Here is a 492-nt window from a genome sequence, read left to right on the forward strand (position 1 = left end):
GACGCGGCGCGGACCGAGCACGACGCGGCGGTGGCGGCGCTGGCGGCGGCGCGGGCGGACGCGCAGCGGGCCGAGACGGAGCTGGAGTCGGCGTTCCGCGCGCACGAGGACGCGAAGGCCGCCGACCAGGCGGTCGCGTTGCGGGCGCACCTGGTCGGCGGCGCGCCGTGCCCGGTGTGCGAGCAGACGGTCACCACCGTGCCGGCAGTGCCGAAGGGTTCGGCGGTGAGCCGGGCGATCGAGGCGGGCAAGGCGGCGCGGGCGGCGAGCGAGGCGGCCAAGCGGGTCGTGCAGGAACGCGACACCGCGGCCCGTGACTCCGACCGGGTGCTGCTGCGCGCCCGGACCCAGCACGACCAGCTCGGTGCGCGCCTGGCCGAGCTGGACGAGCAGCTCGCGGACGCGCCGGCGCCGGAGCGGCTGCGCGAGTCGCTGGCCGAGCACGCGCGGCTGCGGACCGCGCTGGAGGAGGCGGCCGGCGCGGTGCGGGCC

Annotated in this window: 1 pseudogene; it reads left to right on the top strand. The window is 79.9% G+C overall.

The features are described from left to right. Positions 1-492: pseudogene (locus AC2CHG_RS31755) on the top strand (AAA family ATPase); the annotation flags it as partial.

The organism is Micromonospora sp. ATLC20 (assembly GCF_057196585.1).